Annotated in this window: 23 protein-coding genes, 4 tRNA genes and 1 pseudogene; 24 read left to right on the top strand and 4 right to left on the bottom strand. The window is 48.4% G+C overall.

Going from position 1 to position 22,576, the window contains the following annotated elements; translation table 11 throughout:
- Positions 1 to 91: 91 nt before the first annotated feature.
- The 13 genes and pseudogenes from ACKKE8_RS00760 (at position 92) to nadA (ending at position 11,847) form a co-directional block, all read left to right on the top strand.
- On the top strand, positions 92 to 853 hold the full coding sequence (locus tag ACKKE8_RS00760) for a VWA domain-containing protein (protein ID WP_409176556.1): 762 nt from the start codon (positions 92 to 94) through the stop codon (positions 851 to 853).
- A complete protein-coding gene (locus ACKKE8_RS00765) occupies positions 843 to 1,778 on the top strand; it encodes a serine/threonine protein kinase (protein ID WP_409176557.1) in 936 nt (311 codons plus the stop codon). The genes ACKKE8_RS00760 and ACKKE8_RS00765 overlap by 11 nt, the downstream gene beginning before the upstream one ends.
- Positions 1,779 to 1,793: 15 nt before the next feature.
- Positions 1,794 to 2,543: a threonine/serine exporter family protein gene (locus ACKKE8_RS00770; RefSeq protein WP_409176558.1), complete on the top strand. Its 750-nt coding sequence runs from the start codon at positions 1,794 to 1,796 to the stop codon at positions 2,541 to 2,543.
- A 5-nt stretch (positions 2,544 to 2,548) separates the two neighbouring features.
- Positions 2,549 to 3,001 carry a threonine/serine exporter family protein gene (locus ACKKE8_RS00775; RefSeq protein WP_409176559.1) on the top strand — a complete coding sequence of 151 codons (453 nt, stop codon included), beginning with the start codon at positions 2,549 to 2,551 and terminating at the stop codon, positions 2,999 to 3,001.
- Entirely contained in the window at positions 2,973 to 4,400 is a 1,428-nt protein-coding gene (gene tilS, locus ACKKE8_RS00780; RefSeq protein ID WP_409176560.1) for a tRNA lysidine(34) synthetase TilS, read from the top strand. Before ACKKE8_RS00775 ends, tilS begins: the two co-directional genes overlap by 29 nt.
- Positions 4,397 to 4,936, top strand: a complete 540-nt coding sequence (hpt, locus tag ACKKE8_RS00785; RefSeq protein ID WP_017246961.1) for a hypoxanthine phosphoribosyltransferase — start codon at positions 4,397 to 4,399, stop codon at positions 4,934 to 4,936. The genes tilS and hpt overlap by 4 nt, the downstream gene beginning before the upstream one ends.
- Before the next feature lie 69 nt (positions 4,937 to 5,005).
- Positions 5,006 to 6,964 carry an ATP-dependent zinc metalloprotease FtsH gene (gene ftsH / locus ACKKE8_RS00790; RefSeq protein ID WP_409176561.1) on the top strand — a complete coding sequence of 653 codons (1,959 nt, stop codon included), beginning with the start codon at positions 5,006 to 5,008 and terminating at the stop codon, positions 6,962 to 6,964.
- Between the two features lie 140 nt (positions 6,965 to 7,104).
- Positions 7,105 to 7,974, top strand: a complete 870-nt coding sequence (locus ACKKE8_RS00795) for an HAD family hydrolase (RefSeq protein WP_409176562.1) — start codon at positions 7,105 to 7,107, stop codon at positions 7,972 to 7,974.
- A gap of 616 nt (positions 7,975 to 8,590) precedes the next feature.
- A pseudogene (locus tag ACKKE8_RS00800) lies at positions 8,591 to 8,701 on the top strand (hypothetical protein); the annotation flags it as partial.
- Between the two features lie 112 nt (positions 8,702 to 8,813).
- Positions 8,814 to 8,900, top strand: a complete 87-nt coding sequence (locus ACKKE8_RS00805) for an AraC family transcriptional regulator (RefSeq protein ID WP_409179053.1) — start codon at positions 8,814 to 8,816, stop codon at positions 8,898 to 8,900.
- Positions 8,901 to 9,036: 136 nt separating this feature from the next.
- Positions 9,037 to 10,041 carry an ABC transporter substrate-binding protein gene (locus ACKKE8_RS00810; RefSeq protein ID WP_409176563.1) on the top strand — a complete coding sequence of 335 codons (1,005 nt, stop codon included), beginning with the start codon at positions 9,037 to 9,039 and terminating at the stop codon, positions 10,039 to 10,041.
- A 20-nt stretch (positions 10,042 to 10,061) separates the two neighbouring features.
- Positions 10,062 to 10,814, top strand: coding sequence for an alpha/beta hydrolase (locus tag ACKKE8_RS00815; RefSeq protein ID WP_409176564.1), 753 nt, complete (start codon positions 10,062 to 10,064; stop codon positions 10,812 to 10,814).
- 88 nt (positions 10,815 to 10,902) lie between these two features.
- Positions 10,903 to 11,847 carry a quinolinate synthase NadA gene (gene nadA / locus ACKKE8_RS00820; protein WP_017246967.1) on the top strand — a complete coding sequence of 315 codons (945 nt, stop codon included), beginning with the start codon at positions 10,903 to 10,905 and terminating at the stop codon, positions 11,845 to 11,847.
- Positions 11,848 to 11,904: 57 nt separating this feature from the next.
- Here the strand turns inward: nadA and ACKKE8_RS00825 are convergent, their stop codons facing one another.
- The 3 genes from ACKKE8_RS00825 to ACKKE8_RS00835 form a co-directional block, all read right to left on the bottom strand.
- Positions 11,905 to 13,197 (bottom strand): FtsW/RodA/SpoVE family cell cycle protein, encoded by a 1,293-nt coding sequence (locus ACKKE8_RS00825; protein WP_409176565.1) that lies wholly within the window; start codon positions 13,195 to 13,197, stop codon positions 11,905 to 11,907.
- Positions 13,194 to 13,529, bottom strand: a complete 336-nt coding sequence (locus ACKKE8_RS00830) for a PadR family transcriptional regulator (protein ID WP_017246969.1) — start codon at positions 13,527 to 13,529, stop codon at positions 13,194 to 13,196. Before ACKKE8_RS00830 ends, ACKKE8_RS00825 begins: the two co-directional genes overlap by 4 nt.
- A 111-nt stretch (positions 13,530 to 13,640) precedes the next feature.
- Positions 13,641 to 14,132: a PCYCGC domain-containing protein gene (locus ACKKE8_RS00835; RefSeq protein ID WP_409176566.1), complete on the bottom strand. Its 492-nt coding sequence runs from the start codon at positions 14,130 to 14,132 to the stop codon at positions 13,641 to 13,643.
- Between the two features lie 192 nt (positions 14,133 to 14,324).
- On the opposite strand from ACKKE8_RS00835, the gene ACKKE8_RS00840 reads away from it, so the two are divergent.
- The 7 genes from ACKKE8_RS00840 to ACKKE8_RS00870 all read left to right on the top strand — a co-directional run bounded on the left by ACKKE8_RS00840 (position 14,325) and on the right by ACKKE8_RS00870 (position 20,915).
- Positions 14,325 to 15,320 (top strand): metal ABC transporter substrate-binding protein, encoded by a 996-nt coding sequence (locus tag ACKKE8_RS00840; protein ID WP_409176567.1) that lies wholly within the window; start codon positions 14,325 to 14,327, stop codon positions 15,318 to 15,320.
- A gap of 132 nt (positions 15,321 to 15,452) precedes the next feature.
- The gene (locus ACKKE8_RS00845) at positions 15,453 to 16,223 is read left to right on the top strand and encodes a metal ABC transporter ATP-binding protein (RefSeq protein ID WP_047074517.1); all 771 of its coding nucleotides are present in this window, start codon (positions 15,453 to 15,455) and stop codon (positions 16,221 to 16,223) included.
- A gap of 35 nt (positions 16,224 to 16,258) precedes the next feature.
- The gene (locus ACKKE8_RS00850; protein WP_409176568.1) at positions 16,259 to 17,098 is read left to right on the top strand and encodes a metal ABC transporter permease; all 840 of its coding nucleotides are present in this window, start codon (positions 16,259 to 16,261) and stop codon (positions 17,096 to 17,098) included.
- Positions 17,099 to 17,136: 38 nt separating this feature from the next.
- Positions 17,137 to 17,562, top strand: coding sequence for a Fur family transcriptional regulator (locus ACKKE8_RS00855; RefSeq protein WP_409176569.1), 426 nt, complete (start codon positions 17,137 to 17,139; stop codon positions 17,560 to 17,562).
- 115 nt (positions 17,563 to 17,677) lie between these two features.
- The gene (gene nadB / locus ACKKE8_RS00860; RefSeq protein WP_409176570.1) at positions 17,678 to 19,300 is read left to right on the top strand and encodes an L-aspartate oxidase; all 1,623 of its coding nucleotides are present in this window, start codon (positions 17,678 to 17,680) and stop codon (positions 19,298 to 19,300) included.
- Positions 19,287 to 20,135, top strand: a complete 849-nt coding sequence (nadC, locus tag ACKKE8_RS00865) for a carboxylating nicotinate-nucleotide diphosphorylase (RefSeq protein ID WP_409176571.1) — start codon at positions 19,287 to 19,289, stop codon at positions 20,133 to 20,135. Before nadB ends, nadC begins: the two co-directional genes overlap by 14 nt.
- A gap of 12 nt (positions 20,136 to 20,147) precedes the next feature.
- Positions 20,148 to 20,915 (top strand): type III pantothenate kinase, encoded by a 768-nt coding sequence (locus tag ACKKE8_RS00870; RefSeq protein ID WP_409176572.1) that lies wholly within the window; start codon positions 20,148 to 20,150, stop codon positions 20,913 to 20,915.
- A gap of 6 nt (positions 20,916 to 20,921) precedes the next feature.
- Here the strand turns inward: ACKKE8_RS00870 and ACKKE8_RS00875 are convergent, their stop codons facing one another.
- Positions 20,922 to 21,341, bottom strand: a complete 420-nt coding sequence (locus ACKKE8_RS00875) for a GNAT family N-acetyltransferase (RefSeq protein WP_409176573.1) — start codon at positions 21,339 to 21,341, stop codon at positions 20,922 to 20,924.
- 719 nt (positions 21,342 to 22,060) lie between these two features.
- Between ACKKE8_RS00875 and ACKKE8_RS00880 the strand changes: the two genes are divergently transcribed.
- The 4 genes from ACKKE8_RS00880 (at position 22,061) to ACKKE8_RS00895 (ending at position 22,507) form a co-directional block, all read left to right on the top strand.
- Positions 22,061 to 22,153: transfer RNA gene (locus ACKKE8_RS00880), tRNA-Ser, on the top strand.
- A 16-nt stretch (positions 22,154 to 22,169) separates the two neighbouring features.
- A tRNA-Glu gene (locus ACKKE8_RS00885) sits at positions 22,170 to 22,243 on the top strand.
- A 33-nt stretch (positions 22,244 to 22,276) separates the two neighbouring features.
- Positions 22,277 to 22,352, top strand: a tRNA-Val gene (locus ACKKE8_RS00890).
- 78 nt (positions 22,353 to 22,430) lie between these two features.
- Positions 22,431 to 22,507 (top strand) — tRNA-Met (locus ACKKE8_RS00895).
- Positions 22,508 to 22,576 lie beyond the last annotated feature (69 nt).

Raw genomic sequence — 22,576 nt, forward strand, 5'->3', positions numbered from 1 at the left:
CTGTTGCTAAAAATACCCTGCGAAGTGAAGTGAATGAACGGTCGCTACACGGAGCTGGGACTGACAAAACAGATCGAATGGGGAGATTATTGTGAAAGAAGCGACACTTCGTCAAATACTGGTAGTGACAGACGGCTGCTCCAACTCGGGGATGAGTCCCGTTGCGGCGGCGGCACTGGCAAGGGAGCAAGGGATTACGGTCAATGTAATTGGTGTAATCGACAAGAGTGAGCTGGGTGAAAAAGGGGAGAAGGAAATCAGGGATATTGCCGAAGCAGGTGGTGGACTCTGCGACATCGTGTACCCCCAACAGCTTGCGCAAACGGTACAAATGCTGACGCGAAAAGCGATGACGCGCACCATTCATCAAGTGGTCAATAAAGAATTAAAAGAGATTTTGGGCGATTCCGGAATAGATGAGCTGGCACCTGATAAAAGAGTGCAGGTTGCCGGAATGGTTGACGAGCTGGGTGAAAAAAGCAGCTTGAACGTCGTGATGCTGGTGGATACCTCAGGAAGTATGAAGCCAAAGCTGTCGGCTGTTCAGCAAGCGATACACGATTTCAGTATCAGTCTGCATTCGCGGAGTGGACACAGCAGAATGGCGGTCGGTTCATTTCCGGGGAAACAAAAGCATCTCGATATCCGCATTCCGTGGACAGAAAAGGTCGAGCAGGCCCATCAAATTACGAGTGATTTGGCGATGAGCGGAATTACTCCTACAGGCCCCGCCATCGTAGAGGCAATTGCCCTGTTTGAGCAGGACAAGCTCCCACGCTCGCTGCAAGAGCGTTACATCGACCAAGACGAAGAGGACGACTCGAACGGAATGCTGCGTGACCATGTCTTTTAAGGCAGCCACCCCCGACCTGCCCAAGCACTTTACAGGCAAATGGAACAAAAAATCGTATCACGTCTTACGGGAGTTGGGGCGTGGTGCAAACGGGACCGTGTACTTGGTATCCCAAGGTGGCGAACAGCGCGCGGTTAAGGTCGGTGTGGAAGGCATAGACATTTTAATGGAAGTGAATGTGTTGAAAAGCACACAGCAGGGGCGGGATTCCAAAGTGGGACCGCTCCTGTGCGACGTGGACGATATTGTTGTAAATGGGAAGGCCTGTACGTTTTATGCCATGGAGTATCTCCAAGGCCTACAATTGGATGAATATATCAAGCAAGAGGGTACGGACTGGGTGGCCGTGATGATGGTTCAATTGCTGGCGCGACTGAATGTTTTGCACCAGCATGGCTATATTTTTGGTGATTTGAAACCGCAGAATGTGATGGTTACCCAAACGGACAAGCAGGTACGTTTGATTGATTTCGGTGGAGTGACCAAGCTGGGCAACGCCGTTCGGCAGTTTACAGAAGAGTATGATCGAGCTTTTTGGCACGCAGGTGATAGACGGGCTGAAGTAAGTTATGACCTGTTCTCGACAGCCGTGATGATGGTGCGTCTGACGGTTGGAGCAGAAACGTGGAAAAACAGCCTTGGTGACCCACGTCACACGATATTACTCTGTGATATAATACGAAAAAGTGACAGCCTGTACCCTTACCGGGAGCCTTTATTGAAGGCGTTTCACGGTAAGTTTGCGACCGCGAAAGAAATGCGCGCGGAGCTGTTGGCAGTCTTGCGAGATAGCATGGTTGCCAAACCGCAAAAGCCGCAAAAGAAAACACGGACGAAAGGGAACGCAGGGGCGGGCATTAACGGTCTTTTTGTCGCCTCGTTACTCCTATTGGCTGGCACTTTGTATTACGCATGGTTTATGTGAAGGATGTGACGGTTCGTGTCCTCAGATTTGGTGATGGATACTTGCTTGTTGGCAGGCTCGATTATTTTGAAAAACGGTGGAGAGACATACCGGACGGAAGAGACAATGGCATTGATTGCGAAGGCTGCGGGGATGGATGACGTCAACAGCTCCGCTACGCCCACGAGCATCATTCTGTCCTTTCGTTGCAGTGGACTGGATCATACAAGAATGGTTCGTACCCCCAAACGTACGACCAACCTCAATAAAATTACGCTCGTGAATGATGTTTCCCGACAGTTTGTCGGTGGGAAAATTAATTTGGAGCAAGCCTATCGGACGCTGCGTGAGATCGATCAGAAAAAGCAGATCTATCCGAAATGGTTGCAGCATCTAGCAGCCGCTACGGCCAGCGGCTCCTTTTCTATGCTTGCAGGGGGAGATTGGTTCAGTTTGGTTCCTTCTGCGATGGCAGGGTTGATCGTTAACCTCAGCCAGGAATATTTAGAACAGTTTGTCCGGATGAAGTTTTTTACGGAGTTCTCTGCCGCTTTACTAGGAGGACTTTTCGCGTTGTTGACCGTGACGTTCTTTCCGCAGTTGCATTTAAGCATCATTATTATTGGTGCGATGCTTCCGTTGTTTCCGGGGATTGCCATTACCAACTCGCTTCGGGATTTGATGGCTGGTGATTTGGTTGCAGGTGTTTCACGCGGAGTAGAAGCCATGCTGACAGCTGTCTCCGTAGCGGTAGCCACAGCCATTATTCTTTCGTTTACGAGGTGAGTACGATGTTGTTACAAGGATTGGCGCTTAGCTTCGCCTCTTCAGTAGCGTGGTGTGTGCTGTTCAATGTGCCGGTTCGAACAATCGTAGCGGGTGGTTTAGCCGGAGTGATCGGTTTTCTCGTCTACTCCATTCTCCCTATCTACGGTGCAGAGGTCTTGTTGTCGACGTTTGTTTCGGCTGCTGCTGTCTCTTTGCTCAGTCAGCTCTTATCTATTATACTGCGCGTTCCTTCTACGAATTTTAGTGTCGCGGGCATTATTCCACTGGTACCGGGATCGTTGGCTTACAAAGCCATGCTTGCTTTTGTGAACAACGATTATGTCGGAGGAATTACACTGGCGACCAAGACTTTGATGGTGGCCGGCGCGATTGCTTCTGGACTTATATTTGGAATTTCGGTTCTGACGATTTGGAAAGGAGCCCGCTATGCTGGCAAGCGTGCACAACAGGATTGAGTCCGAGGGGCTTTTGCTTCCAGGTGAGACCATTGTTGTCGGAATATCCGGTGGCAACGATTCTACCGCACTGTTGCATATATTGGCTTCTCTCAATAAACAATACCAGTATAATTGGAAGCTGCATGCTGTCCATCTGAACCACGGCTTTCGTGGGGAAGAAGCAAGGCAGGACGCGCTCTATGCAGAAGCGCTGTGTCGTGAACTCGGCGTGGCTTTCCACCTGTTTGAGTATGACGTCCCCGCTTATATGGAAAAAACGGGACAGGGCGGGCAAGAAGCAAGTCGCGACATTCGCTATCGGCTGTATCGAGAGGTAGGTCTGGCGCAAGGAGCGACCAAGCTGGCATTGGCCCATCATGCTGACGATCAGGTGGAAACGATTCTTTTTCGTTTTGTGCGAGGCAGCAGGTTGCATGGGCTGACAGGGATGCCGAAGCGAAGAATGCTTGCGGATTGCCGGATTGAGCTCGTGCGTCCGCTCTTGCATAAAACGCGTCAAGAACTGGAAGGCTACTGTCGGGAACATCGACTCGCCCCTCGTGAAGATAGTAGCAACCAATCGCGCAAGTATACGCGCAATCTGCTGCGTCTGGATGTCATGCCTTTATTGGAAAAAGTGAATGACAAGTATCGGGAGCATATCTTGGCTACCGCAGAGGCAATCCGGCAGGACGAAGCGCTTTTAATGAGGCTGGCGATTGAGCAGTTGAAAGAGGTAACGATTGAGAAAAAACCTGAAGCATTTTTGATGGACAATGACAAGTTTCAAACTTGTGACGTTGCTTTACAAAGGAGAATGATTACTCTAATATTAAGTTATCTCTCAAAACATACCGAATGGTCTTCGCAACATGTGGAGACCGTTTTGCACATGCTAGGGGGAAGTCGCCCTTCTGCGGAATTGCATTTGCCGAATGACCTGGTAGTCGACCGGGTGTACGAGCGAATCACTTTTCGTCGTAGAAAGCGACAGGATCGCATACATACGTATAGTTACGAGCTCGCCGTTCCCGGAGTAACCTGGATCGACGAGAGCAAGGCCACGGTACATATTACTTACCTGGAAGGTCCCATGGATTGGGAGCGACTCCCGGCGAATGAAGCAGTCTTTGATGCCGATCAGTTGCCAGGATCGCTGTATTTGCGTAACCGAAAACCAGGAGACCGTATCACCCTGTTTGGCTCAGCAAATGGAAAGAAGCTGAAGGATTTATTGATTGATGCCAAATTTCCGCGAGCTTGGCGTGACAAACTTCCGCTTTTGACGGCGGGCGATGAGGTGATTTTGGTACCAGGTGTGCGCCGTTCCGCCGTAGCGCCTATTCATGGACAGACCAGGCGTTTTCTACACGTGCGGGTAGAGTTTGGAGAAGATTGGCGGGAGGTTTTTTCATGAATCAAGACATCGAGAAGATTTTGCTATCAGAAGAGGATATCGCGGTAAAGGTTCAAGAATTAGGCAAGACGCTGGCTGCAGAATACAAGGATAAAAATCCGTTGGTCATCTGCGTGCTGAAAGGCGCAGTCGTTTTCATGGCTGATCTGATCCGACACATGGATATTCCGTGCGAAATGGATTTCATGGCTGTTTCCAGCTACGGAAGCGGGACAGAGTCCTCTGGCATGGTGAAAATCTTGAAGGATCTCGATACATCTGTGCAAAACAGACACGTGCTGGTTGTAGAAGACATCATGGACAGTGGGCTGACGCTGAGCCGCTTGGTAGAGCTGTTGCGCCATCGGGAGGCTGCTTCTGTTAAAGTGGTGACTCTCTTGAACAAACCAGAGCGTCGCAAGGTGGATATTTCACCAGACTATAAGGGTTACGATGTTCCAGACGAATTCGTTGTGGGATACGGCTTGGACTATGACGAGCACTACCGTAACTTGCCTTATATCGGTGTATTGAAGCCTGAGGTCTACACAAAGTAGGTTTGTTGTGGAGACTGTGCTTTCTATGATAAAATGTGAAAAGTGTCTGTGCGTGAGAGGAGGTAAGGAATGAATCGCTTTTTTCGTAATACCGGGTTCTACCTACTGATTTTTCTTGTCACGGTCGGGATCGTGAATTTCATCCTCTCCGGTACTGATAAGGTTGGGAAACTTACATATCAGGAATTCCGGGTACAGCTAAAAGCTGACAACGTCACCGATTTGTCTATTCGACCTGAAAATGGTACTTACAGAGTAGAGGGTACGTTGGCTAAAGCTATTCCGGGACAGGAAAGCAACAAATTTTTCACCAATGTTTTTTTGTATGACTCAGATATTATTAAGCTAGTCGAAGAGAAAATCGATGCACAAAAGATGAAAAGTGTAGTTGTCAATCCTGCCGAGGGTAACAGCATTTGGCTCACGTTCTTGACCTCTATCATTCCTTTTGTCATCATCTTCATCCTGTTCTTCTTCCTTCTGAACAACGCGCAAGGTGGCGGAAGCCGAGTCATGAACTTCGGTAAAAGCCGCGCGAAGCTTTACAACGAAGAGAAGAAACGCGTTACATTTGACGATGTAGCAGGAGCAGACGAAGAAAAGGCGGAGCTCGAGGAAGTCGTTGATTTCCTGAAAGACAACCGTAAGTTCAATGCGGTTGGCGCTCGTATTCCAAAAGGGGTACTGCTTGTAGGACCTCCGGGTACAGGTAAAACCTTGCTCGCTCGCGCTGTTGCAGGTGAAGCTGGTGTGCCGTTCTTCAGTATCTCCGGTTCTGACTTCGTGGAAATGTTCGTTGGGGTGGGTGCATCCCGCGTACGTGACCTGTTTGAAAATGCGAAGAAAAATGCTCCTTGCATTATCTTTATTGACGAGATTGACGCTGTGGGTCGTCAACGCGGAGCTGGACTCGGCGGCGGTCACGATGAACGTGAGCAAACTCTCAACCAGTTGCTCGTAGAGATGGACGGCTTTGGTGGAAACGAAGGGATCATCATGATCGCTGCGACGAACCGACCTGACATTCTCGATCCGGCTCTCTTGCGTCCGGGACGTTTTGACCGTCAAATTACAGTAGATCGTCCTGATATCAAAGGCCGTGAAGCGGTGCTCAAGGTTCATGCCCGCAACAAGCCGATTGGTGAAGACGTGAAGCTGGACGTGATTGCTCGCGGTACATCGGGTTTCACGGGCGCAGATTTGGAGAACTTGTTGAATGAAGCAGCTCTCTTGACTGCCCGCAGAAACAAAAAGCAAATTACCATGACAGAAGTGGATGAAGCGATCGACCGCGTAATTGCTGGTCCAGCGAAGAAGTCTCGCGTAGTGAGCGAAGACGAACGCCGTCTGGTGGCCTTCCACGAAGCAGGTCATACGATCATCGGATACCACCTGAGAAATGCAGAAATGGTACATAAGGTAACAATCATTCCGCGCGGCCAAGCTGGCGGATACACAGTGATGCTGCCGAAAGAAGACCGTTTCTTTGCTACCAAAACGGACCTGCTCGACAAAATCGTTGGTCTGTTGGGTGGACGTGTTGCGGAGGAAATCGTGCTTGGGGACATTAGTACCGGCGCACATAATGACTTCCAGCGCGCGACTGCTATCGCTCGCAGCATGATTACCGAATACGGAATGAGCAAGCTCGGTCCTATGCAGTTCGGTAAGAGTCAAGGACAGGTATTCCTGGGCCGCGACTATGGCAATGAGCGTAACTACTCCGATCAGATTGCATACGAAATCGATCAGGAAATGCAAAATATTATCCACGAGTGCTACGCGAAGTGTACCGAATTGCTGACGACGCACCGTGATCAGCTCGATCTGATTGCGAACACACTGCTCCGTGTAGAGACTCTCGATGCTGAGCAGATCAAGCAATTGATCGAAACAGGTAAAATGGATAACGATCCAGATGCAAACAAAGATGTGGTCGTGAACATTCAACCGAAGCTGGAAGAAGTAAAAGAAGAAGTAAAAGAAGAACCAAAGCAAGAAGATACAAACGAAGAACCGAAACAATAAGGGGCGCCTCAGGTGCCCTTTTTTAAGTGGAGACGGCCAGTGAATCCCCCCTGCTAGCGTGTCAGAGTCGAAGAAAACTGTGCTTTTTCTTCTCCTCCACTATAGTGACTCAACTCCAAAGCGAATGAGAGGGATTGGATATGTTGCTTACACCAGGCATGGCTGCATTTGACATGGATGGAACCTTACTGACTCACGAATCCAAGCTGACAGAAGGAACAAAAGAAGCACTTCGCCAATTGCAACAGCAAGGCTGCAAACTCGTTTTGTCTACGGGCAGGATGTATGGCTCCGCTCAAATTCCGATCGATTCCTTTCCTTTTGACGGATATGTCTGTAGCAATGGGGGCGCTGTTTTCGAAGGGGACGGCACGCTGGTCCGTCGATCGCTCCTTCCTAATGAGATGGTAATCGGTGCAATCCATGCACTGAGGCAAGAAACGATATATTATGAGCTTCATGATACCAACAGCACTCGCTGGATGATTAAAGAAGACCGTGAACGCTTGGAAGCGACCATGAGTGAGGACGCATCTGTGGAAGGATTCTCGATCTTGAATTTTCCTTACTACAGGCTCGCTCACGTAGAGCCATTGGCAGAGATGCTGGAAAAAGTAGAGTCCGGGGAAGTAGAAATCGTCAAGTTCTTCATCTGGCATCAAGACCCGGATCGTCTGGAGTGGGTGAAAGAGCAGCTGAAGCCTTGGAGCGAGCAAGTGACGATCACTTCATCCGGCAAGCAGAATGTCGAAGTGATTCCTCAAGGGGTTTCCAAATGGGAAGGGCTTCAGTACTTCTGTGAGAAATGGGGAATCTCCCCGGAGAAAGTAATGGCATTTGGCGATGCAGAAAATGATCGAGAGGCGTTAACAGGCGCAGGATATTCCGTCGCGATGGAAAACGCTTCTGACGAGATCAAGCAGGTGGCCAAATATATCGCCCCACACCATAATGAGGAAGGCGTTGCCCGATTTATTCGGGAGCGGGTTCTCGGAGTAAAAAGCGAGTAAGAGAATGAAAAAGCAGAAACTGCGTCTGTACAAGCCGGTTTCTGCTTTTTTTTCATTGTTATTGAGAATTATTATCAATTATAATGGTCGTATACATACTGGCAAGTGGGGAGTGATGGCAACGATGATGCGCAAAGAGCTTATGATTTTGTGGAACCATGCATCCGTGAAAGTATTGGATGTACGCCATCAGATCGTGCAGCCAGGTGAAAAAATAACGGCTTATCAGCTCCCGGCCAGCGTATTTTTGTTTACGGTTCGAGGTCGAGCAGTCGTGCAGCTCAATGATGTGATGTACCCTGTCCATACATTTCATGTGATTCATGGGGGCAAAGGGGTGACTCTCAACGTAAGCGTTACGGATAACGAATGGGAATCCTACATCATTTTCTATAAAGCAATGATTCCGTTGCCAAATCGTCAGGAAATCATGAATCTCCTGGAATCTCGCAACTCGTTTTTGTCTCCTTATTCCATTGTGCCGCAGCAGCCTATCACTCTACTGGACAAGCTGGATCATCTGCGGTCCGTTTGGAACAACGAAGATGAGGATGATTTGAGACAATTGCGGGCCAAAGGATGGTTTCATCTGTTTGTTTGCGAGCTGCTTGATCAGATGGATGAGCAAGAAGAGGGGATTACCCAACACGATCTCGTTTTCCTTGCGAAGCAATTCATTCATCAACACTATGCAGAACCGATCACGCTAGAGGCAATCGCTCAGACGTTGAATTATAGCATTCCATACTTGTCGAAGCAGTTCAAGCGTCAGACGGGTCATAGTCCGATCGATTATTTGATTGGGGTGCGACTCGAAAAGGCAAAGGACTTGTTAAGAAGTGACAGAAGGTGTCGGGTATACGGATTTCTCCTATTTCATCAGAGCCTTCAAAAAATATTTGGGTCTGACTCCCAGGACAATTTAAAGAGCAAGCATTGTACGTTGATGAAGGCTCAGAATATCCTATGAAAAGGCTAAGATCAGACCTTGTCTCCCTATCGAATGAAACATACAATCTGATTGTTGTTGAAAATCATTCTCAAAAGGATAGGGGAATAGACGTGAAAGGAAAAATGCACAAGCTCGTGCTGGGGCTTGCTTTGTTACTTAGTGCATGTTCAGGTACAACGACGGGAAGTAGTGGAACGCCGCATGCTACACCCGTTACGACTTCGGCGACAGAGGCAACTTCACAACCGACCGAGCAACAATGGCCGCGAACGTATGTGGATGCACTCGGAAAAGAAGTGGTGATTCCCAAAGAGCCAAAGCGTATCGTCGTGACTCATTTCGGGATGATGGAATACTTTTTTGCGTTGGAAACGCCACCGATTGCGTCTACACTTGCTGATCGCATGCTGACTACTTTTGAAACGTTGAAGCCATACGCGAGTACTGTAAAGGTAAAAGATATCGGGGAAGTGAGGACGCCGAATCTAGAGATGATGGCAGACCTGAATCCAGATTTGATTGTCGCATTCTCCGGGACCCACAACGAAGTATACGCGGATTTAAGCAGCATTTCGCCAGTAGCCATGATTAACAATACAGAAGATCGGAGCTGGACGGAAACGCTCCACGAATACGCCCAGCTGATCGGCAAAGAGCAATTGGCCGAAGACTACATTACGAATTTGCAGACGCTAATGAGTGAAGCCAGGGAGAAATTGACCAAGCATAAAGACAAATCCGTAACGTTTTTACGGGCGACAGGTGATGGAAGCACTTTTTATGTACTGGACGACAATGACGTTTCGTATGCGTATGACAATGAAACAGGCTTGGGACTGAAGTCTCCGGGGCAATACAAGCTGGAGGGCGATGTGATTTCACTGGAGGGTGTCACGGTCCTTAATCCAGATTATATTTTCGTGGTCGATCATGCGGACAGAATGGATACAACGATGGCGGAGTTAAATCAAAGCAAGGTCTGGCAATCGTTAAAAGCCGTAAAAGAAAAGCACGTATTCCCGTTGGACGTATCGATCAGCACAAAAGGACCATTGGCGATCAAGTATGCGACGAATAAGGTACTCGAATATATGTCCACCAACGAAAGCTTTTGAGAAACGAGGAGGAAGTGCGAATGCAGCCTATCGTGGAGCAGTTCCAAAATCGCAAGCTCACGATCTATTTGCCTGAGGGCTACGATCAAACCGAAGAGCGTTACGCGGTTGTCTATTTGCAGGATGACGGTGATTTGATTGACCCGAAGGATAGTGATGTTCTTCAGAAGAGTAGAGAATTAACAGCGACAAATCAATTGCCAGGCTTGTTATTTGTCGGTATCGAATCGTTCGACCGAAATGATGAATATACGCCGTTTGTGTCGCCGAATATTTTTGAGCCGGAGTCGGGCAAACAGTTTGGTGGGAATGCTTCGATTTATGCGGATTTTCTCGCCAATGAATTAAAGCCTTACATTGACAGTAAATACCGCACATTACAGGACCGAGAGTACACCGGGATCATGGGTTTTTCCTTTGGGGGACTTATTTCCGTCTACACAGGGTTACGCTATCCTGATGTTTTTGGACGAGTTGGCAGCTTTTCCGGCTCCTTCTGGTTCCCGGGGATCGTAGATTGGATCGAGCAGCTCACCATACGTGATACAGGCCAACGCCTTTACATGAATTTGGGTCACGCGGAGGGCTCCGGTCGAACGAACGGACAGCAATGGATGGTACCGAATAGCAAGAGAGTATATCAATATTTGCTGCAAAATGGTTTTCATGAGGACTCATTCCGACAGGTAATTTATGAGAGCGACTTCCACTCGTTTGACTTGGGGGTGCAATACGTACCAGAAGCACTGCAATGGTTGTTCAAAGAGGAGTAAATTCGTTCAGACGTACCACGTTGACAAGGTGAGGTTATACGCTTACAATGACCGTAAATTATGACACCACCGTAGGGGGATTTTTTCCATGGACGCTTTAGCGTTAGAAAAAAAAGCCCAGCGCAACGCTGAGTTACGTGAACGACTGCTGCAGCTGAAAAAAGAGCGTAATGCCATCATTCTTGCTCACTTTTACCAACGTCCCGAGATTCAGGAGGTCGCTGACTTCATTGGAGATTCCTTTGGGTTGGCGCAAAAAGCAAAAGAAACGGATGCCGATGTGATTTTGTTCTGTGGTGTTCACTTTATGGGAGAAAGTGCAAAAATTCTCAATCCCCAGAAGACCGTCATTATTCCCGATGAACGGGCTGGCTGTCCGATGGCGGACATGGTGAACGTAGACGGGCTCCGCAAGCTCAAAGCACAGCATCCAAATGCAAAAGTAGTGGCTTACATCAATACTTCTGCGGATGTCAAAGCAGAGACTTACATCTGCTGTACGTCGTCCAACGCGAAGCGCGTGATCGAGTCGATCGACAGCGACGAGATCATTTGGGTGCCGGACAAAAACCTCGGCCACTATGTATCCCAATTCACGGACAAGAAAATGATTATTTGGGAAGGGTACTGCAACACGCATGACCAACTGTCTGTGGAAGACATCATGACGTTGAAGCAGCAGCACCCAGAGGCTGTGGTTGTCGTTCATCCGGAGTGCCGCCCAGAAGTGGTATCTCTGGCTGACTACGTTGGTTCCACGACCGGAATTTTGAAATACTGCCGTGAGTCTTCGCACAAAGAGTTTATTATCGGAACGGAAGACGGCACACGTTACATGTTGGAAAAGGACAGCCCGGACAAAACGTTCATTTTCGCTTCCAAGTACCTTGTTTGCCCGAATATGAAGGTGAACAACCTGAAAAAGTGCGTCGAGGCGCTAGAGAATATGAAGCCGGAGATTTTTGTTCCGAAGGATGTTGCTGATGCGGCACGTGCTTCGTTGGAGCGCATGCTTGCGGTAGCGCCTGCTTAATCGATTGGATAAAAATGAAAAGAGGGAGTAGAGCGCATAGGCTTTACTCCCTTTTTTTCAGGAAACGTTGGTTAACGGCTGAATGTCTTTTCGCCGGTAAATGTTAAGGGCGAGTCCGAGCAAGGACATATGCAAGACGGTATGCACAATTCCAAAGCCGACGAATGGCAAGCTTACAGCTACCGGGGGAACCAGACCGACAGTCATGAAAATACTCCAAAAAAACGGGGTAAAAAAGAGTACGAGCATGCCGGATAGCAGCATGGTGCCATATAACTCTTTTACCCGTCTGATGCTATGAACGAAACGAACTAGCAGAACCAAACCCAAAAGGAAAAAAGCAATTCCTGCGATTGGTCCAAATAGATATACCATGTAGGTAAAAATAAAATCAGATTCAAGGGCGTGCAGGGTATCCGGAGAAGAACCAAAGCCTTGTCCCCATAAGTTTGCGGATTTAATGGTTTTCAAGGATTGAATGATGGTATAGCCTCTCCCATCCGGTTCGAGGTAAGGATCAAAGTAGTAAATCAGAATGTCTAGCTGATAAGGTTTCCCGAACAGGTAAAACATACCACCGACACTCACGAAAACCACGGCGAGGAAGCTTAAAACGGCAAGCTTTGTAGGCTTAGTGGCAATCACGAGTGCGGTGTAGCTAATGACATACAAGAGGACGGTAAACTCGTACTCGGCTAATATAAATAGGAGGCAAGGAGGCAGGAAGTATGCAATCGTTTTGACGAGCGTATTGCGGTTGTTCTCCTTCCACGTCGTGAAAATCCCTGCGAGAGCCAAGATAAGTAGGAAAGGGCTGATTGTAATAAAATCAAGTGAAACCCCTCCGATGTGCAAACCCGGGATACGATTTTTCAAACTTCCTTCAAGCAGTGTATAGAGTAGTAAAATCAAAGTGCCGAAATACAACAACTGACTATAACGCTTTAATTTACTGTAATCCCAAAAGAGAATCGCAACAAGGATGACGGTCCCGATCAGTATTCCCACAATTTGTCTCCCGATTAAATTTCGTTGATCGGGTACTATTTGAAGCGAATAGATGGTAAGCAACCCAATGCCGAGCATGATTCCGACGATGGACAGAATACTCCACTCCATCCGCGGCTTATGCGCCTGATGCAGATGCCGCCCTACATCGACAGGATCACCCATCTCCGCAATCGCAATCCTAGTCGCTTCGTCTTCCCCATAACCAGCCTCGCGATAATCCTCGATCTTTTCAGTGAAATGATTCTCCAATTCTAACGTAATCGCTGGATGAACCTCTTTGTTCTTAATCTGATCGCAAACTTCTTTTATGTAATCCGCAACTCGCTTGTTCCCGTTCATGTTGCCTGCCCTCCCAACACGGAGTCAACAGCGGTGCGAAAAGATTCCCACTCCTGTTTTTTCTCTTTGAGATGCTTCTTGCCTTCGCGGGTGATTTGATAGTATTTGCGTTTTCGCTCTCCTTCACCTTCGCTCCAAAACGCCTCGACCTTTCCTTCAGACTCAAGGGTATGGAGAATGGGATAGAGGGTGCCTTCCTTGAGAGACAGTACACCGTTCGAGCTAGTTTCCATCGTCTTGATCATCTCATAGCCGTACATCGCCTTTTGTTCCAGCAAGGTAAGAATGAGAATGACCGTACTGCCTTTCATCAACTCTTTGTTAACTGCCATAGCTACCTCCTTATACCTCGGATTTCGATACCTCGAATATCTATGTATCATTCTATTCCATAAAAGGGAAAAAAGAAAGACTTCCTCGTCGGGAAGTCTTGTTATATGTGTTTAGGAAGGCATCGGGGTCGGAGTTGGTTTTCCGTAGCCTTGCCCATAGGTTTGGTCTATGTAGTTACGAATTTCTTTTGTAGATTTGCCTTCTTCTTTCATCTTGCCGGAAATAACGGCGATTTCCATGCATACGCCGCAACGAGTGCCGTGGTCATCCCAGACAATGGAGCCATCAGACTTTTCTTCTTTGATGAAGCAGTTGCCATTGTGCCCGTGTCCAGCACTTTCACCACAACCACAATAGCATGGAATAGATTTGAGCAGCTCACGATTTGCCGCAGCAACTTTGTAGGATCCGATAATGACAGGGTCTTGGTTGTCTAAAAATTTTGGTAGCTGATCAGCGGAAGCAGTCAATTCCTGCAAATCACCATTGGGGGCGTGTTGCGTGTGATCGCTATGATTCTGTTCAGCTTGATCATTAGAGCCACAGCCAGTAAGCAGAGCTGCGGTGATAAAAGTAATGGCTAACCATGATTTACGTTTCATCTTGGACATACCTCCTGCCAGTTATTTTATCATAATGAGATGGAGAAATTGTGAAGCTGGGAGAGAAGATGCACACTTATGATGTTTAAATCGGAATAAATCCTATTTACTTTTTAGGCTCCTCTCCGTATAATGAAAAACGACGAGAACGTAAATCGGAATCATTTTGAATTGGAGTAGGAGGAAATATAGATGAAAAGAGCTATGGTGGCAGCCCTAAGTTTCATTACGGCAGTGGGGCTAGTGGGGTGTGGAGCAGCGAATGAAACGGCTGGTACTCCGCAAACTGGCAGTGACGCGTCCGGGAAGCCAAAAGTATACACGACGATTTATCCCTTGGAATATGTAGCGAAGCGAATTGGCGGTGAACACGTGGAGGTAACGAATCTGGTTCCCGCTGGCGTAGAGCCTCACGACTACGAGCCAACCGCAAAAGACATGGTCGCTCTGTCTGGAGCTGATATATTCGCTTATAACGGCAGTGGATTGGAGCTGTGGGTAGAGAAGGCTGTAACCAACCTTGACAAAAACAAGACAACGATTGTCAATGCGACGGAAGGTCTCGAGCTGATTAGCGCAGCTGAACATGAGCATGAAGGAGAAGGACACACAGAAGAAGGACACACAGAAGAAGGTCACGCAGAAGAAGCAGGGCATGACCACGGGGATCTGGACCCTCATGTATGGCTCGATCCGATGCAACTGAAGGCACAGGCAGAAAAGGTCAAAAATACGCTCGTGAAAAAGGATCAAGCGCACGCTGCCGATTACGAAAAGAACTACACACAACTAGCAACAGACCTGGATCAGCTGGATAAAGAGTTCAAAGATATGGTTACGCAAGCGCCGAAGAAAGAATTCATGGTTTCTCATAGTGCATTCAGCTATATGGCAAAACGCTACGGGCTGGAGCAAGTAGCAATCTCTGGGGTCAATCCTTCTGATGAGCCATCCACGGCTGAGTTGAAGAGCTTGGTGGAGCATGTAAAAGAACACAATATTTCTTATGTGCTGTTCGAGACATTGGTTTCTCCGAAGGTAGCGGAAGTAATTGCGAAGGAAGCTGGCGTGAAGACAGCCACGCTCAATCCGTTGGAAGGTTTGACGGAAGACGACGTGAAAGCAGGTCGTGATTACTTGTCCATCATGCGTGACAATATGAATACATTAAAGACTGCACTCCAATAAGCTTTCCCTCGAAAAGATGTCGCTTGCCAGGCGGCATTTTTTCGTTAGTAGGATGCTTGTGGTTCGGGCAAAATCGTAGTACGATGAAGGGAATTAAATAAGAACAAATCCGATTTAAGGGATGGATATTTCATGGAACCACATAAACAAGAGGTGCCTGTCATTAAGCTCACAGGCGTTTCCTTTCAATATGAAGACAAACAGGTTCTCGATGAGGTTGAATTCACACTGGAACGCGGAGACTTTGTGGGCATCGTCGGGCCGAATGGATCAGGGAAATCTACGCTGATGAAGCTGATTTTGGGTCTGTTGACGCCAAACAAAGGGACAGTGGAGCTGTTCGGGCAACCATTATCCAAGTTTCGTGAATGGAATCGCATTGGATACGTCGCGCAACAGGTCGCGCATGGAGCGGGTGGATTTCCAGCGACGGTGCGAGAAGTCGTGTCATCTGGATTGGTCGGCAAAGTGGGCCTTTTTCGCAGACTGACGGGTCAGCATCATGAGAGTGTACGAGCTGCGGTAGAGCGAGTCGGCTTGCTGGAAAAGCTGGATCAACGAATCGGCAACTTGTCCGGCGGGCAATTGCAGCGCGTATTCATAGCGCGAGCTCTCGTAGCTGAACCTGAGCTGTTGATCCTCGATGAGCCAACAGTTGGGGTCGATCAGGAATCGATCGATCAGTTTTACAGCTTGCTTCGTTCGCTGAAGGAAGAGAACGGTTTGACAATGATGATCGTCAGCCACGATGTGGGAGTCATGTCACAATGGGTGACCAAGGTGGCTTGTGTGCAGAAGAAAATTCACTTCCACGGAACGGCGCACGATTTTGAGCATAACCAAGAAAAAATCTTGCAAAGTATGTACGGTGATTCGGTCAGACTGCTGTCTCATCATCATTAGGCTTTGTAAATAGGTAAGAAAGAAGGAATAGGCACATGCTTGCTGATTGGTGGCAGTATGACTTTTTGCGGTATACTCTGTTTTCAGGGATTTTAATTGGTCTGATCTGCCCTATTTTGGGCACGTTTCTCATTGTTCGTCGCTTGTCGATGATGGCAGATGGCTTGTCACACGTCACGCTGTCCGGTGTAGCTGCCGGGATGCTCATATCCAAAAAGGTCGCCTTCTTCTCCGCAGTTAATCCGCTGTTTTTCGGGATGTTGTTTGCGGTGATTGGTTCGTTGTTCATCGAGCGGCTGCGTAAGGTGTACAAAGCGTATCAGGATTTGGCGATTCCGATTATTTTGTCCGCGGGACTTGGGCTGTTTACGGTATTGATCAGTATCGCAGACGGTTTTAATGCAGATTTGTATTCGTACTTGTTCGGAAAAATCGTGACGGTGTCCATCGAAGACCTGTATGCGTTGATTGGTGTGGCAGTTGTTGTTTTAGGGACAGTCTTGTTGATTTACAAGGAGCTTTTCGCGGTCTCCTTTGACGAGGAATTCGCTCGTGTATCCGGCGTGGCAAGGCGTTCGATTAATCTGTGGTTTATGGTGCTCGTCGCTCTGACGATTGCGGCTTCCATGCGTATAGTCGGTGTCCTGCTAATCTCGGCGCTGATTACCCTTCCAGTGGCTGCCAGTCTGCAAATCGCAAAAAGCTTTCGTCAAACGATTTTCTTGTCGATTCTATTCGCGGAGTTTTCCGTATTGAGCGGTTTGTATTTTGCCTATCTCCTTGATTGGGCATCTGGTGGTACAATTGTACTGATGGCAGTACTGGTTATGCTGGTTGTATTGGGTGTAAAGAAGCTGCGGGTCGCTTTCTGGTAAGAGTTTCTGGATATGACAAAAGGAAGGAGTGTTTGTCGATGAAAGTAGAAGAAGCCCTGCAAATATTGAAAGAACATGGTTTCAAGTATACCGGCAAGCGGGAGGAGATGATTCGAATCTGCGCGGCCGAGAAGCGATACCTGTCTGCCAAAGATATTATGGAGAGAATCAAGGAGCAGTATCCAACACTCAGCTTCGATACCGTCTATCGCAACATTTCCACTTTTGTTGAGCTGGGGATTCTGGAAGAGACGGAGCTGGACGGGGAAGGCAGATTCCGTTTGGCCTGTTCGACAGATGGACACCATCATCACCATGTGATTTGTACGGAATGTGGAAAGACTTCTTCTTTGCCAGGATGTCCAATGAGTATCATTTCCGCGGTGCCGGAAGAGTTTCAGGTGACGGGGCACAAGTTCGAGGTATATGGTACATGTAAGGAATGTGTAACGCATTCGAATTAATCAAATAGAGGGGAGTGTTCGCTTTTGCGGACGCTCTTTTTTTGCATCTCCTTCAAGCATGGATTTGCTATAATGGGTGGAAAATCATCAGTTACAAGAGAGAAGGGACACAGTCATGATTCCCCGTTATATTGTGGACTTTGATTTGCACACCTTACCTCGGATGAGGGCAGATGTAGCTGTTATTGGAGCAGGAATCGCTGGGTTGTATACGGCGTTGCAAACGAGTGAGTATGCGGATGTGGTGTTGATCAGCAAGAAGGGACTCGATGATAGTAACACACGCTGGGCTCAGGGAGGAATCGCTGCTGTAACAGCCCAATCAGATTCTCCTGCCCTTCATCGACAGGATACGTTAATCGCTGGAGCAGGTCTTTGCTCGTATAACGCTGTGGAAGTCCTGGTGCATGAAGGCCCTGATCGCTTGCATGAACTGATTGCATATGGAACGGAATTTGACCGGGATGAACAAGGGCAGTACGAGCTGACACAGGAAGGCGCGCATAGCAAACGACGAATTTTGCATGCGAACGGAGATGCCACTGGGGCAGAGATCGTCCGCGCTTTGTCCAAGCGTGTGATGGAGCAGCCAAACATTCAGGTTTTGGAATATCATTTTGCGGTGGATGTCATCACGCAGGATGGCGAATGCGTGGGTGTCCTCGTGCGGAAGCCGGATGGCGAACTGTTTTTCCTGGAAGCAAAAGCAACGGTGCTGGCGACAGGAGGGGCAGGTCAGCTTTACCGTTATACGACGAATCCGCAAATCGCTACGGCAGACGGGATCGGCATCGCGCATCGGGCGGGTGCTCGCATTAAAGATGTGGAATTTATCCAGTTTCATCCGACTGCGCTTTACTATCCGGGAGCCCCGCGTTTTTTGATTTCGGAAGCCGTTCGTGGGGAGGGGGCCATTTTGCGTAACAGCAATGGTGATCGCTTCATGGACAAGTACCATCCGCAAAAAGAGCTGGCGCCGCGTGATATTGTCGCCCGGGCGATTGTTTCTGAGATGGAACAGACGAAGTCTACGTTCGTGTATCTCGACATTACCCACGAATCGGAGGAGCTTATTAAGCGGCGTTTTCCGACGATTTATAATTTTTGCTTACAATACGGGCTCAATATGGTGACGGATTGGATTCCAGTAGCTCCTGCTTGCCATTATATTATGGGCGGAGTTCAGACTGACTTGAACGGGGAGACCTCGACGAAGCGGCTTTTTGCATGTGGGGAAGCATCCTGCACAGGGGTACACGGAGCGAATCGACTGGCCAGCAACTCGTTATCGGAAGCGGTTGTGTTCGGTCACCGGATAGCGGAGCGGATCAAGCTGCTGGCTGATTTGCCGAGCATTCATCCCTTCCAGGTTGTTTCCAAGCAAAAACTGCCCCAAACGTTCAATACACGTGAACAACGATTGAAAATGCAAAAGCTCATGTTGCGGCATGTGAGTGTGAAGCGCGACGAAAAAGGATTAACGAAAGCATTAGCAGAGCTTGGGCGAATGGAGAAATACTATCAGTACGAACCTGAGAGCCTGGAAACGTTTGAATTCTTCAATCTGCTGAATGCTGCCGTCCTGACAACGAGAGCGGCACTGTTGCGGGAAGAAAGCAGAGGTGGGCATTATCGTACTGATTTTCCGAATAAAGACGACTTGCTGTGGCGCAAGCATTTGATCCAGTCTATAGAAGATGGTGTCCAAGAGGAGTGTGAGAAGCATGATGTGGAATAAACGGGAGCTTCAGCGAAAAATAGAGGAATGGCTACAGGAAGACGTGGGATTTGGTGATGTGACTACGATGAGCACGATTCCTGAATCGGAGCAGGGTGTCGGCATTTTATATGCGAAGGAAGCGGGAATTGTGGCAGGCTTGCCGATTGCGGAGCAAGTATTTGCTACGGTTGATTCTACCCTTGTTTTTGAGGCAAAAGTAGAAGAAGGAGCACGAGTCGAGGTTGGTCAGCAGATCGCCGAAGTCAGCGGCTCAGTTCGTTCGATTTTGAGTGGAGAGCGGCTCGCCCTTAATTTAATGCAACGTTTGTCTGGGATTGCTACCAAGACGAGTGAATACGCAATGGCTGTCGCAGGAACGAAGGCACGGGTTGTCGATACGAGAAAGACTACGCCAGGCCTTAGGGCTCTGGAAAAGTACGCGGTACGTGTCGGGGGAGGCTACAATCACCGTTTTGCCTTGTATGATGCCGTGATGATCAAGGACAATCATATCAAAGGAGCGGGCGGTATCGCACAGGCTGTTGCTGCGGCGCGCGCGGTCATTCCTCATACGATGACAGTAGAGGTAGAGGCCGAATCGTTCGAACAGGTCCAAGAAGCATTGGCAGCAGGTGCAGATACGATCATGCTCGACAACATGTCACTCGATCAAATGGTGAAAGCCGTGCAGTTTATCAATGGACGAGCCATTGTCGAGGCATCTGGCGGTGTCAGTCTGGAGACGATTGGTGACATTGCAAAAACGGGCGTAGATATCATTTCGGTAGGGGCTCTGACTCATTCCGTCAAAGCGTTTGATATCAGCCTCGATCTGAATACGCGAAAGCGATAAGGAGCGAGCTCGATGTTATTGGTGATGGATATAGGCAACTCCAATATTGTGTTGGGCTTGTATGAAGGCGACGAGCTGCAACACCATTGGAGAGTTTCCACAGATCGTAATAAAACGGAAGACGAGTACGGCATGCTCTTCAAAAGCTTGTTTGGGAGCGTGGGGCTTGGCTTTGAACAGGTGAGAGGCGTAATTATCTCGTCTGTCGTGCCGCCTCTAAACCTCACGATTGAACGCATGTGTGGGAAGTACATGCAACAAAAAGCGCTGATTGTCGGACCGGGTATCAAGACGGGACTGAACATCAAGTATGAGTATCCGCGAGAGGTAGGTTCCGATCGAATCGTGAACGCTGTTGCTGCGATTCATCATTATGGTGCACCGCTCATTGTTGTCGACTTTGGTACGGCGACGACCTTTTGCTATGTGGATGAGCGGGCACAGTATTGGGGAGGGGCGATTGCTCCCGGAATTGGGATATCGACAGAGGCGCTCTTCACTCGTGCTGCCAAGCTGCCGCGAATCGAAATCGCCAAGCCTGCAAGTGTAGTCGGCCGTAATACGATAGCGGCAATGCAGTCCGGCATTTTCTATGGGTTTATCGGTCAGGTCGAAGGCATTGTACGTAGAATCATGGATGAATACGGTACGCGCCCTACCGTAGTTGCTACGGGAGGGATGGCAGCGCTTTTTGCCAATGAGACCTCTTGTATCCATATCGTGGATCAGAACCTTACGCTGAAAGGACTTCGTTTGATCTATGAACGGAATCAAGCATAGTGGATGTCAAACGTATTTGCAGAAAAACATTTCAGGATCATCTGGATCTAGGTGAGTCAGGGTTCCACAGTGAGCGTATCCGAGCTTTAGACAGAGACGTTGCATATTTTCGTTGGAAAGATTAGTAGAAGTGAACAATTTCTCCGTAGGGGAGATCGTTTCCAGATAGCGCATCATCTCCACGCCAACCCCGCGTTTTTGATAGTGAGGGTGAACAATGAGTAGATGAATAAAGCTGTTCTTAAAAAACGATTGATTGATGATGGCAAAACCTACGATATTCATGTCCAATAACGCCACGTGGCAATGCCCTTGCTCAATAGCTTCTTGAAGTTCAGGTGAACGACTGGTTGAACCGAGCACCCTTGCATCAATCGTACAGACAGCAGGAATGTCTTGAGGAGTAGCGAGACGGATCGAGATCATCCATTTCAAATCCTTTCTACTTGTAAATCGTTGCGCATGTTGTATGGAATGGAAAAAGGGTGTTTAACTACTGGTAGAGATATTGAGTATCCGACATATAAATAAAGGAGCCAATACCGTTGCAGCGGCAAGGATCCTGAGACAAGTAGCTGTGGCACACCCACGGCGCGCATGATACTAAAACAGCGAACCCACCGTCAGGCGGTCAACCTTAGGCGGTGGGTTTTCGCTTGTTACGCCACTTTCTTATCCATCGGTAGAGCTTCCTGCAGCTAAACCAGAGGCTTAGCAAGGTTGCCAGTACTTTTAGAAAAGGTAAAGCGTGCCGAGCGAGACCATCAGCATCACCCCCTTTACAGGAAGTTGTGCCGTGGTCTTCCACCGCCAGTCTTGTCTCAGTTAAATTATACCATTTGAACTTTCCTTATGGTGAGATCTCTTGTTAGTGCAGTTACGAGCTGGCTCGACAAAAAGAGCGGTCTTCAGCGAGTAACATGGCTACGGACAGGTAATGATATAAAAAGTTGAGATTTTCATTACTTTTCGTTGACAGCACATGCTCCACGCGCTACAATGGCTATTGTGCCTAGCAGAAAAGTTATGCCACATTGAACTTTTTAAGTTTCTTTAAAAAGTTCTTGCGTTTCAGATGAATGCATGCTAACATATGAATTCTGAAAGGCAAACAAGCGGATCGCTTTGATCCACTTCAAATATACGGATGGATGTCCGAGCGGCCGAAGGAGCACGATTGGAAATCGTGTAGGCGGTGTCGAACCGTCTCGTGGGTTCAAATCCCACTCCATCCGCCATCACTTTCTTAGAAATGGCCCGTTGGTGAAGCGGTTTAACACAGCAGCCTTTCACGCTGTCATACAGGGGTTCGAATCCCCTACGGGTCACCTAGCAAAACGCCCTGCAAACGCAGGGGTCCTGGAGGCTTAGCTCAGCTGGGAGAGCATCTGCCTTACAAGCAGAGGGTCGGCGGTTCGATCCCGTCAGCCTCCACCACATATATTAATGGACAAGGAAGGTCAGCTAAAAGCGCCACGTCCTGTGGCAACACTGACACTCAGTCGTCCTGACTATCGCGGGATGGAGCAGCTCGGTAGCTCGTCGGGCTCATAACCCGAAGGTCGCAGGTTCAAATCCTGCTCCCGCAACCAAATTTTCTACTTGCACTTCGTTGAGTAATCATCGTGATCAAGTAGGATCGGAGTGCCCTTGGGTGCAAC

It is taken from the genome of Brevibacillus fortis (assembly GCF_046196545.1).
Taxonomy (GTDB): domain Bacteria; phylum Bacillota; class Bacilli; order Brevibacillales; family Brevibacillaceae; genus Brevibacillus; species Brevibacillus fortis_A.

What these genes read in the sequence shown, in the direction of transcription:
- ACKKE8_RS00870 (WP_409176572.1), top strand. Translation starts at nt 20,148, where the DNA reads ATGTTATTGGTGATGGATATAGGCAACTCCAATATTGTGTTGGGCTTG.
- nadC (WP_409176571.1), top strand. Translation starts at nt 19,287, where the DNA reads ATGATGTGGAATAAACGGGAGCTTCAGCGAAAAATAGAGGAATGGCTA.
- ACKKE8_RS00845 (WP_047074517.1), top strand. Translation starts at nt 15,453, where the DNA reads ATGGAACCACATAAACAAGAGGTGCCTGTCATTAAGCTCACAGGCGTT.
- ACKKE8_RS00850 (WP_409176568.1), top strand. Translation starts at nt 16,259, where the DNA reads ATGCTTGCTGATTGGTGGCAGTATGACTTTTTGCGGTATACTCTGTTT.
- ACKKE8_RS00840 (WP_409176567.1), top strand. Translation starts at nt 14,325, where the DNA reads ATGAAAAGAGCTATGGTGGCAGCCCTAAGTTTCATTACGGCAGTGGGG.
- ftsH (WP_409176561.1), top strand. Translation starts at nt 5,006, where the DNA reads ATGAATCGCTTTTTTCGTAATACCGGGTTCTACCTACTGATTTTTCTT.
- ACKKE8_RS00795 (WP_409176562.1), top strand. Translation starts at nt 7,105, where the DNA reads ATGTTGCTTACACCAGGCATGGCTGCATTTGACATGGATGGAACCTTA.
- ACKKE8_RS00855 (WP_409176569.1), top strand. Translation starts at nt 17,137, where the DNA reads ATGAAAGTAGAAGAAGCCCTGCAAATATTGAAAGAACATGGTTTCAAG.
- ACKKE8_RS00875 (WP_409176573.1), bottom strand. Translation starts at nt 21,341, where the DNA reads ATGATCTCGATCCGTCTCGCTACTCCTCAAGACATTCCTGCTGTCTGT.
- hpt (WP_017246961.1), top strand. Translation starts at nt 4,397, where the DNA reads ATGAATCAAGACATCGAGAAGATTTTGCTATCAGAAGAGGATATCGCG.
- nadA (WP_017246967.1), top strand. Translation starts at nt 10,903, where the DNA reads ATGGACGCTTTAGCGTTAGAAAAAAAAGCCCAGCGCAACGCTGAGTTA.
- ACKKE8_RS00815 (WP_409176564.1), top strand. Translation starts at nt 10,062, where the DNA reads ATGCAGCCTATCGTGGAGCAGTTCCAAAATCGCAAGCTCACGATCTAT.
- ACKKE8_RS00825 (WP_409176565.1), bottom strand. Translation starts at nt 13,197, where the DNA reads ATGAACGGGAACAAGCGAGTTGCGGATTACATAAAAGAAGTTTGCGAT.
- ACKKE8_RS00830 (WP_017246969.1), bottom strand. Translation starts at nt 13,529, where the DNA reads ATGGCAGTTAACAAAGAGTTGATGAAAGGCAGTACGGTCATTCTCATT.
- ACKKE8_RS00835 (WP_409176566.1), bottom strand. Translation starts at nt 14,132, where the DNA reads ATGAAACGTAAATCATGGTTAGCCATTACTTTTATCACCGCAGCTCTG.
- ACKKE8_RS00775 (WP_409176559.1), top strand. Translation starts at nt 2,549, where the DNA reads ATGTTGTTACAAGGATTGGCGCTTAGCTTCGCCTCTTCAGTAGCGTGG.
- tilS (WP_409176560.1), top strand. Translation starts at nt 2,973, where the DNA reads ATGCTGGCAAGCGTGCACAACAGGATTGAGTCCGAGGGGCTTTTGCTT.
- ACKKE8_RS00765 (WP_409176557.1), top strand. Translation starts at nt 843, where the DNA reads ATGTCTTTTAAGGCAGCCACCCCCGACCTGCCCAAGCACTTTACAGGC.
- nadB (WP_409176570.1), top strand. Translation starts at nt 17,678, where the DNA reads ATGATTCCCCGTTATATTGTGGACTTTGATTTGCACACCTTACCTCGG.